This is a genomic window from Herpetosiphon giganteus (assembly GCF_016907925.1).
Taxonomy (GTDB): Bacteria; Chloroflexota; Chloroflexia; order Chloroflexales; family Herpetosiphonaceae; genus Herpetosiphon; species Herpetosiphon giganteus.
The window spans coordinates 1-9,510 of sequence record NZ_JAFBCZ010000061.1 but is presented as its reverse complement, the minus strand read 5'-3'; the positions used below and the strand labels follow the sequence as shown (position 1 = coordinate 9,510).

General features: G+C 49.6%; 8 protein-coding genes. 1 reads left to right on the top strand and 7 read right to left on the bottom strand.

Translation table 11 applies throughout. The features are described from left to right. Positions 1–101 precede the first annotated feature (101 nt). From JOD20_RS25995 to JOD20_RS25970, 6 genes are all read right to left on the bottom strand, one after another. On the bottom strand, positions 102–1,181 hold the full coding sequence (locus tag JOD20_RS25995) for a glycoside hydrolase family 5 protein (RefSeq protein ID WP_204758083.1): 1,080 nt from the start codon (positions 1,179–1,181) through the stop codon (positions 102–104). A gap of 58 nt (positions 1,182–1,239) precedes the next feature. After that, positions 1,240–2,097: an ATP-binding cassette domain-containing protein gene (locus JOD20_RS25990; RefSeq protein ID WP_204758082.1), complete on the bottom strand. Its 858-nt coding sequence runs from the start codon at positions 2,095–2,097 to the stop codon at positions 1,240–1,242. Beyond that, positions 2,072–3,115 (bottom strand): ABC transporter ATP-binding protein, encoded by a 1,044-nt coding sequence (locus JOD20_RS25985; RefSeq protein ID WP_204758081.1) that lies wholly within the window; start codon positions 3,113–3,115, stop codon positions 2,072–2,074. The genes JOD20_RS25990 and JOD20_RS25985 overlap by 26 nt, the downstream gene beginning before the upstream one ends. Further along, positions 3,115–4,008 carry an ABC transporter permease gene (locus JOD20_RS25980; RefSeq protein ID WP_204758080.1) on the bottom strand — a complete coding sequence of 298 codons (894 nt, stop codon included), beginning with the start codon at positions 4,006–4,008 and terminating at the stop codon, positions 3,115–3,117. The genes JOD20_RS25985 and JOD20_RS25980 overlap by 1 nt, the downstream gene beginning before the upstream one ends. Before the next feature lie 36 nt (positions 4,009–4,044). Continuing rightward, positions 4,045–5,031: an ABC transporter permease gene (locus JOD20_RS25975; RefSeq protein ID WP_204758079.1), complete on the bottom strand. Its 987-nt coding sequence runs from the start codon at positions 5,029–5,031 to the stop codon at positions 4,045–4,047. A gap of 152 nt (positions 5,032–5,183) precedes the next feature. After that, positions 5,184–7,250 (bottom strand): peptide ABC transporter substrate-binding protein, encoded by a 2,067-nt coding sequence (locus JOD20_RS25970; protein WP_204758078.1) that lies wholly within the window; start codon positions 7,248–7,250, stop codon positions 5,184–5,186. Positions 7,251–7,840: 590 nt separating this feature from the next. Between JOD20_RS25970 and JOD20_RS25965 the strand changes: the two genes are divergently transcribed. Further along, positions 7,841–8,587, top strand: a complete 747-nt coding sequence (locus tag JOD20_RS25965; RefSeq protein WP_204758077.1) for a hypothetical protein — start codon at positions 7,841–7,843, stop codon at positions 8,585–8,587. A gap of 88 nt (positions 8,588–8,675) precedes the next feature. On the opposite strand, the gene JOD20_RS25960 is transcribed toward JOD20_RS25965, so the two are convergent. After that, positions 8,676–9,305 (bottom strand): NADPH-dependent F420 reductase, encoded by a 630-nt coding sequence (locus tag JOD20_RS25960; RefSeq protein ID WP_204758076.1) that lies wholly within the window; start codon positions 9,303–9,305, stop codon positions 8,676–8,678. Between the last annotated feature and the right edge of the window lie 205 nt (positions 9,306–9,510).

The following is a 9,510-nucleotide window of genomic DNA, read 5'->3' as shown; positions in this document are numbered from 1 at the left end:
ACCAGCCACTTCTCGTGGGACGGTTTTATCCGGAACCATGGTCACCCGTGTTAACTACCTACCCTTGAAAGGAGGGGGCTGGGGGGTGAGGGCATCCAGCATTATTGCTGCAAGCCCAAAGCTTCAACCGTCAGCGCATCAATTTCGCGCTGGCCATTCTGCTCGTTAACCACGCTGAATCCGCCAGCATAATCCCACATTGTCCAGCCAATATTAAATTCTTCGAGCACGCTGCGCAGATCGTGCAGCCACGCGGCGCGATCTTCAGGCTTGCTCTTGAAGCGATAAACCCCAAATTCATTGCAGGTCAACCGCACTTGATGCTTTTCAGCCCACGCCACCGCTTGGCCAATCCACTCGCGCAGTGCCGCGCGGTTCCAGCGTTCTTCGCCATAGCTCAAGGCTGCATCACGCGCAACCTCATCGTCAATGGTGGCAACAATCGGCGCTAAGGCTTCGGGGCTTGATGGATAGGGCAAATATTCCAGATGCGGCCAGTAGGGCGAACCCCAAGTTGCCGCCTGATGGCTAAAGGTGTGGGGATCGTAGCAGTGAAAATTGTAAACAATGTTAGGATCAGCCAAAGGTTCAAGTTCAATCAATTCGGCGATGCTCGACCACTTATGGCCGGTCGCAATCAGGGTGTGGTTGGACGCGCCAGCGCGCATGGCGGCCAATAATTCAGCTTGCACAAAGGCCCATTGCTGGGCATCGGTCACAACTGGCTCGTTCAAAACCTCTAAAAAGAGCATTTCTGGATCGCGCTGGGCCAAATGCGCCGCCAAAGCTTGCCAAAAACGCGCAAAGGTTTTGACCAAGCTTGGCGAGTTAAACAAGCGCTGCTTGAAATCGTCCTCGGGATGCAAATCGATAATGACTGCCAAATTATGCGCCAACATCAGATCGATTGCCCGATCAACTTCGGCCAAGTAGACTGGATTCAACTCACTTGGGTTGCTTTCATCCAACAGCAAAATTGGGTTGAGCGTAAAGCGCAGGTGGCTACAACCGATTTTGGCCAGCAAGGCAATATCAGCCTCGGTGTTGTAATTACGCAAATGCTCCAAACTATAGTGGTTGCTATAATCTTGGGCAAACCAATGGCTCAAATTAATGCCGCGTGCCAATTTGGCAAACCGAGCATCGCTAATCGCAGTTTGTGGGTTCGACAACGTTATCATGATCATTCCTCACACAAAAAAACACGAAGCAACCAAGGCTTCGTGTTTGAACGACAAACTATTTGGCTTCCGCAGCGTCTTTGTTGAGGCGCGGGCGTTTGAAGCGCATCGTATCCGAGCGCGGAATTTTCGGCACACTATCAATCAAATTACGGGTGTATTCTTGTTTGGGTGCGCGAAAAATTTCCTCAGCCGTATTATATTCAACGACTTTGCCATGATACATCACGGCAATTTGGTCGCTCATATGCTCAACAACAGCCAAGTTATGCGAGATAAACAGATAGGCCAAGCCCAATTGTTTTTGCAAATCTTGCAGCAAGCGCAAAATTTGGGCCTGAATCGAAACGTCGAGCGCGCTCACAGCTTCATCACAAATCAACAATTTGGGATTCAAGGCCAAAGCGCGGGCGATGCCAATCCGTTGTTGCTGGCCGCCAGAAAATTCAAATGGGAAGGCATTGGCTGCGCCAATATCAAGCCCAACCAGTTCCAACAACTCGTGGACGCGCTTGGTGCGTTCGCGCGCAGAACCAACATTATGAATTAACATCGGATCTTCAATTGCGCTATGCACGGTCATCATTGGGTTGAGGCTGGCCAATGGATCTTGAAAAATCATCTGAATATTGCGGCGTTTGGTGCGCAACGCTTTGGTTGAGAGCGCGGTAAAATCAACCCCATCGAAGAAAATACGGCCTTTTTCGGGGTCGTACAAGCGAATGATACAGCGCGAAAGCGTCGATTTGCCCGAACCCGATTCGCCAACGATGCCTAAGGTTTCGCCAGCATTCAGGGTTACGGAAACATCTTCAACGGCGGCAAAGCGGCTTTTGTCGCGCATAAAATATTTGGAAACACCCTCAACTTTGAGTAAGGGCTGGCCTGTTTCAGGCGTGGATTGGTTGAGCGACATTGAGCATCACCTCCGCTGCTGCTGCATCACCTTGTTGCGCCGCCTTCACCACCTCATCGGCGTGGAAACAAGCAACCAGGTGATTCGGTTCGATTGTGGCTAATTCGGGCTTGCGCTCTTGGCAAACGCTGGTTTTAAAACTACAGCGCGGCGCAAATGGGCAAGCAGTATGCTTTTTCAAGGCGCTTGGTGGGTTGCCAGGAATTGGCTGGATGGCAGTTTTGCCATGGCCAATTTCCATCGTGCTGTTGAGCAAACCCAAGGCATATGGATGCGATGTGTGCTCAACCAAGCGATCAACCGTCGCCATTTCGACAATTTCGCCAGCATACATCACGGCTAATTTATCGCAATAGTTGGTGGCCACGCCCAAATCGTGGGTAATAATAATCATGGCCATGCCAGTTTCGTCCTGCAACGATTCAAGCAAATCCAGCACTTGGGCTTGCACAGTTACGTCAAGAGCAGTGGTTGGCTCATCAGCAATCAGCAATTTGGGCTTGAGCGCCAGCGCTAGCGCAATCATCACCCGTTGGCGCATGCCACCAGAGAATTGATACGGGTAATCGTTGAGCCGCTTGGCAGGCTGGGGAATCCCAACCCGATCCAAGAGTTCAATTGCCCGTTCTTTGGCTTCTGCTTGCGAATAAATTTTACGCATGCGCATACTTTCGGTAATCTGCGCGCCAATCTTCATAATTGGGTTAAGGCTGGTCATTGGGTCTTGAAAAATCACCGCAATATCACGGCCACGCACATCTTGCAACTCACGCGGGGCCATTTTGACCAAATCAACGCCATTGAAGACCGCCGAGCCACCGACAACCCGTCCGGTGCGGCCAATTAGACCAAGCAACGAAAGCATCGTTACCGATTTTCCTGAGCCAGATTCACCGACGATGCCAAGGCTTTGGCCTGCTTCGAGCGTAAAATTGACCCCGTTGACTGCATGCACCACGCCACCAGGCCGCTTGAACTCAACTTTGAGATCCTTAACTTCTAACAATGGCGCACTCATTAGCGTTCCCCTTTCGTGTTGAAGATTTCTTGCAAGCCATCGCCAAACCATGTGAAGGCTAAGAGCGTGAGACTAAACAAAAGGGTTGGCCAAACTGCCAAGTGCGGAAAACCACGCATTTTGTTGATCCCCAAGTTGATCAAGTTGCCCCACGATGGCTCTGGTGGCCGAATCCCAACCCCAATCACCGAAAGCCCAGCTTCGGCAACCATGGCGTAGGGAATCCCAAAGCTCAGTGCCACTGCGATCGGGCCAAGAATGTTGGGGAGCACATATTTGGTAATAATGTGCCATTCGCTTGCCCCCAAGGTGCGGGCAGCCTGCACATATTCCTGATTTTTGAGCGACAGCACTTGGCCGCGAATCAACCGCGCATAGCCTGCCCAGTTGGTAATCGCCAAGGCAATCACAATTGTGGTTACTTTTTGGCCAAGGGTGGTTGCCAAAATAATCGCCAACAAGGTTGAAGGAAACGAATTGAAAATCTCAACCAAGCGCATCAAAAAGGTGTCAACTAAGCCACCGCGCATGCCCGAGACTGAGCCAATCGCCGCTCCGATAATCAGCGAGAGAATCGAGGTACCTATGCCAACAATCGCTGCCGTACGTACCGCATAAATGATCCGACTTAATTGATCACGGCCAACATCATCAGTTCCAAACCAATGCTCGCTGGAAGGCAGTTGCCATGTTGCCGCCAAATTCTGATCATTATAGTGATAGGGTGCGATTAATGGGGCGAAAATGGCGATGATGACAAAGAGGATGACCAAAACTAAGCCAACCAAGGCCATGGTATTACGGCGATAGCGCCGCCAAAACACCTTGAGCAGCGATTCCGCAACCGGAAGCTCCTCTTGGGTTTGTGGTTGTGAAAGCTGATTAACTGCCATGATACAAGCTCTCCTTTGAGACTAGGGCGCAACAAATTAGGCTTCGAGCTTAATCCGCGGATCAAGGATGCTATACAGGATGTCGGCTAAAAGGTTGGCCAACATCACCCCAAGGGCCAAAATAACCGTGCTGGTGATCACCAATGGGTAATCGCGAGCGCCCAGCGCGGTGGCAAACAATTGGCCAATCCCTGGAATCCGAAAGATGTTTTCAATCCAAACTGAGCCAACCAACGCATAAGCAATTTGGGGCGCAGTTGTTGTTACCACAGGAATCAAGGAGTTGCGCAGCGCGTGGCGCATAATCACGAGGCGTTCGGAAATACCTTTCGAGCGCGCGGTGCGAATAAATTCTTGGCTCATGGTTTCGGCAACTTGGTTACGCGTAAAGCGCGCAATCCCAGCAATTGGCCCTAATGCTAAGGTAAGCACTGGCAAAATCAATTGCTTAATTGTGGGCAGCGGCGTATCCCAGCCACCATTCGGCAAGATCTTCCAAACCTGGCCAGAGAACACTAAGATCAGCACAATCGCCAAGACATAGACAGGCACAACTTGGCCGACCATCGAAAAGCCAGTCACAATATAATCAACCCACGTATTGCGGCGGAAACCAGCAATCACCCCGAGCGGAATCCCGACGATCAGCGCGAGGCCAATCCCGAGGAAAACGATCAGCAAGGTTCGCGGCAAGCGTTCGCGCACCATATCTTGAATTAAGATACTTGGGCTTTGAAACGAGGGGCCAAAATCGAAGGTCACCGCATTTTTGGTATAGGTCCAAATTTGCATATACAGTGGTTTATCGAGGCCATAGCGTTCGTCGAAGAGGGCTTTTTGAATTTTGAAGGTTTCACTATTACTGTTTGAGAGTGTGGTCATCGCGGCCACTGCTCGCTGCACATCCATAAAATTGCCAGGCGCTTTGGCAAGCAGGGTATAGGAGATTGCAATAATCACCACCAGCGAGACTGCCATCATCGCCAAGCGCTTGAGTAAGAAGAAGATAAAATTGACTCGCATAACGACCCTACCATTGCTAAATGACAAGTAATCAACAGTGCATTCCATCATGGCAGAGCCGGCGATCAAATCTTACTGCCGTGTGTCAGGAAGAATGCGTACAGTGGTGGTTGCTGGCGGGTGTGCTAGCACACCCGCCAGTTGTGCGGAGCTTATTCAGTCCACTGTAAGTATTGATATTGGAAGATCCCGCCCCAAGCCAGTTTGTTAATCACAATGCCTGAGAGGCGTGCATCGGTTGCGTAGTACAACTTGTCGTAGTAGATGGGTATCATCCAAGCTGAGTCGATTGCCAATTGTTGAATTGCGGGCAAGGTTTCCCAAGCTTCGTCGAGGGTTTGGCCAGCCAACTTCAACATCAAGCGTTGGGCTTGTTTGTTTTCGTCGGTACGATAATCATACCACGTTGCGTCTTGTTCTTCCTTCAAGAGCAACAACAAGCCATCTTTGTAGGCGGTCAGCTTTTCAGCATCGTCTTTGGCAGCGGTAAAGCGTTCGTTGATTGCATCCCATTGCTCTTTGAAGCTTGGGGCAGCGGCAGCTTTGGCCGAGATTTTAGCCATTTCTGGATCTTCGATTTTGTTGATTTCTTGGCGCTTGGTCCAAGCAGCTTCGGCGCGAGTGGTCAAAGCAGCCCAGTCGCCAACCGCTTCGGTGCTGCTCACAGCATCGATTTGGGTTTGATATTCAGCGAACTTGGCCATGCCACCTTCTTTGTAATCCATGAAGTACCAAATGTGGTTGGTAGCCAAGGTCAAGTCGAGTGGTTGGAACCAGTTCATTGGGCCGCCAAGGGTAGCGAAGCCTGGTTGAATATCTTTGTTGTAGTTTGCCCATTGGATGTTTGAATAAACTGGGCCTTCGTTGTTTTGAATCACAACCTTCACGCCCAAGTTATCTTGCCACATCTTGACGACGGCTTCGATCCAAGGCATCTGTGGGTCGTTTGATGGTGGCGCATAGAAGGTCAATTCTGGGAAGCCAGCGCCATCTGGATAGCCAGCTTCGGCCAGCAATTGCTTGGCCTTGGCTACATCGTAGCTCAAGCTCTTCACTTTATCCTTGACCCGAACATCGCTATTGAAGGTGTCGGTTGGCACAGCCAAGCCCTTCAAAATTTGGTCGGTGATGGCTTTTTTGTCGATTGACAAGGCGAATGCTTGACGCACTTTTACATCTTGCAATGGACCAGCATCTAATGAGCGGTTGTATTCAATACCCTTCCAAACGATTGGGTTTTCTTCGCTCTTGATGTTGTCTTTGATGTCGGGGTTGCCTTGAGCGTAAGCCAATTGGCTTGCATCTTCAAGGAAGGTGAATTGGATTTCTTGGTTTTCGAAGGCTTGCAAGCGGGCGTTTGCATCGGCGTATGGGCGCAACACAATCGTGCCTACGTTGCCAATGCCGTCGCCAACATAATTGGGATTGCGCTTGAGCACAATATCGCCGCCGCTGACCCACGATTCAACAATATATGGGCCGTTGTAGACAGCGTTCTTGGGGTCGAACCAATCGCTTGGATGAGCTTCCAAGTTTTTGGCATTGATTGGCATGGCGTTCATAACTGGCAAGAAGTTGATGAAGGCAGCGTTTGGCTGGCTCAAGGTAACTTCGATGGTGTAATCGTCGATCAATTTGAAGCCGACCTCATCAACACCAACTGCGCCAGCTTTGAAAGCATAGCCATTTTTGACATAGCCCATCATGCCTGCCCACATTGGAGCATCTTTCAATTCTGGGCCAGCTGCCCGAACCCAAGCAGCGTAGAAATCTTTAGCGGTAACGGGGTCGCCGTTCGACCATTTTTTATCTTTGCGGAGCTTAATCGTCCAAACCGTGTTGTCTGCTGAAGGGGTAGCGCTTTCGGCAATTTTTGGCACGATGTTCAATTGTTGATCGTAGCCATACAAGCCTTCGAAAACAACGCCTTGTGAGACAAACAATTGAGCTGACCAGTAGGCGTGGTCAAGGCTGGTAATCCCACCTTGTTGGAAAGGCAAGGTGACGGTTACATCTTTGACATCGCTACTAGCAGGAGAAGCTTGGACATCAGTGCCAGCGGTTGGTGCGGTAGTAGCTGAAGCATCGCTAGCAGGAGTGGCTTGGGTTGAACCGGTCGTGGTTGCAGTTGAGGCGGCACCGCCACAGGCTGCGAGGATTGGCAAAACGAGAATCAGGAGCGCAATCAGGCCCCACAAGTTTTTTGGCTTCTTTACCATGGGAATTTCCTCTTCTTTGAGCAAATTGAATCCAAAACGACGTACTACAATGTTAAGCGTTTGGGTTGCTAATTCGATCGTCGATGAGCCTCCTTAGCTAGAGACAATCAAACTTGATCATTCTCACAAGCCTGTTCCAACCGAGAAGCTAGCTAGATAGGTGCTTCTGATGCCGTTGTCGAAGCAAGCAGGTGCATGCTGGGTCTTAGCTGCCGAACATTTAGGTAGGAGATTAACTACTTTTTTAGTAAAGAAAATAAGTTCTCTGGAGGCTATTGCAGTTTTATTATGAGCGATAGACCGGTCTCTCAGCCCGATAACCGCCGATTTAGCACTGCCATAGTCGCTAAATGTCCCGCAAACGTGAAATTCACTGAAGAGTTATTGAAATTTGTGCTTATTATAGAAGAATTGCTCTAAATGTCAAGTTGTTTTTTTACTAAAAATTTTAGAAAAAGATTTGAGACATATTCTTTAGATTTGATTAAACAACCCATCAGCGCATGCCACCAGATCAAGCTTCAACTCGTAGTTTAAAAAGGTCCACATAGCTATCCATAAGCACGGGCACACATTCGAGGTATTGCTCAATGAAGCCATTACGTGAACACACAATTCCAGAAATTATTGGCGGCGGCGGGGTCTGTCTTGGGATCATCATGCTGTTTATATGTAGCCTCTTTGGGGTTGATGTTAATTCGTGGAAGATTCAGTGGCAGCCCTATCCGCTTTATCCACAGCGAATCGGCCAAGTAAGCTATAGCGAAACATCGAAACAACATCAAGCCAGCTTTACCAGCGCCAGCAGCCTCGACGAAACTTTCGCATGGTACGATCAACGCTTGGCAGAAGAACTCTTTCGCCAGCAAATAAACGTCGATACAGCCACCAGCCGCGAAAAAACCTACTATTTATGTACGGGAATGGTGATAACGGTTTTAGGGGAAGCCCAGCCAAGCAGGTTTACAATCACCATGCGCAAAGGTTTTCCTATGCGCTCACCACCATCGTGTAGCCAGTTTATCTTTAAGAATCAAGCAATTCCACTCTATCCCCACCATCAATTGCCAGTAGCAACCAAAGGTGCAGCAACGCTTGTTTTTACCAGTAGCAGTAGCATCAGCGAAACCCTCGACTGGTATACGCAAACCCTTACCAGTCAGGCATTTCAGATTAATCTAGATACGAAAAAACCAGCCATTACGCAAATGACTTATCATCTGTGTAATGGCATCAACATTATAATTATTGCAGAGCCTAAAACAGGCGTGTTTCAGGTATCGAAGCAATTGGCTTGGGCTAGCCGATTTCGCCCAGAATGTAAGCCCGAGCAATAATTTGCACGTAGACAGCAAAGAATCTGTCCAGGTTCACAGGTTGCAAGTAGCGCAAACACATGCTAGAACGCTGGACAGATTTCTTCTTTTAGGCAGTTTGGGCTAAAATCGCCTCAGCTTCAGCCACACTCAACACGCGACCATGGCCAGCCAACGGCCCCGTTCCAGTCGAGAACAAGCGCCCGCCCTCGCGCAAGTTGCCCAAATCCATTGCAGTTGCCCCCAAGGATTCGATTAATGCAATCACAACCTGTTTCGCCGCCTGATCATCGCCTGCCACAAACAAGGCTTTGGGCGTTGGCGTTGCCTGCAAATGAGCCAAATCGGCAAATGGCTGATGATTAAAGGCCTTGACTAAACGTGCTTGCGGCAAGAGTTCAGCCACAATTTCACTTGAGCCACGTCCAGCCAAATCGTAAAAATCAGCAGGTTTTGGCCCAAAACGGTTATTTATTACGTCAACCACAATGCCTTGATAATCAGCCAATGGCTCCAAGGCTGCTGGAATATGCTGCCAGCGCACAACCAAGATAATCATTTCAGCTCGTTGTAATTCGCTTGGCGTAACTGCCGTAACCTGCGGCCCAAGTTGCTCGATTAACGGTTGCAACGAGGCTGGACCACGCGAATTTGCCAACAAAACCGTATGCCCCTGCTCAACCAACAATTCACAAAATAATTGGCCAACTTTGCCAGCACCTAAAACCCCAATTAACATCGTTGCCTCCACACCAAGAGCTAATGCTCCGCTCACTATAATGTGGCGCGGAGCATGCTTGCTCAATATTCAGGTGGAGCAAGGCACTGTCCATTAGCACAGGGACAAGGGCTTACTGCATGACATCCAGCCCAAGAACGGGCAATGGGACGACAACCCGTTCATAGTCAAGCGTCCGAAAGGCAGGGAGTTTCCACGTGATGGT

Excerpts from the sequence above, each read along its gene's own strand:
- JOD20_RS25990 (WP_204758082.1), bottom strand. The coding sequence starts at position 2,097 with ATGTCGCTCAACCAATCCACGCCTGAAACAGGCCAGCCCTTACTCAAA.
- JOD20_RS25960 (WP_204758076.1), bottom strand. The coding sequence starts at position 9,305 with ATGTTAATTGGGGTTTTAGGTGCTGGCAAAGTTGGCCAATTATTTTGT.
- JOD20_RS25980 (WP_204758080.1), bottom strand. The coding sequence starts at position 4,008 with ATGGCAGTTAATCAGCTTTCACAACCACAAACCCAAGAGGAGCTTCCG.
- JOD20_RS25965 (WP_204758077.1), top strand. The coding sequence starts at position 7,841 with ATGAAGCCATTACGTGAACACACAATTCCAGAAATTATTGGCGGCGGC.
- JOD20_RS25995 (WP_204758083.1), bottom strand. The coding sequence starts at position 1,181 with ATGATAACGTTGTCGAACCCACAAACTGCGATTAGCGATGCTCGGTTT.
- JOD20_RS25970 (WP_204758078.1), bottom strand. The coding sequence starts at position 7,250 with ATGGTAAAGAAGCCAAAAAACTTGTGGGGCCTGATTGCGCTCCTGATT.
- JOD20_RS25975 (WP_204758079.1), bottom strand. The coding sequence starts at position 5,031 with ATGCGAGTCAATTTTATCTTCTTCTTACTCAAGCGCTTGGCGATGATG.
- JOD20_RS25985 (WP_204758081.1), bottom strand. The coding sequence starts at position 3,115 with ATGAGTGCGCCATTGTTAGAAGTTAAGGATCTCAAAGTTGAGTTCAAG.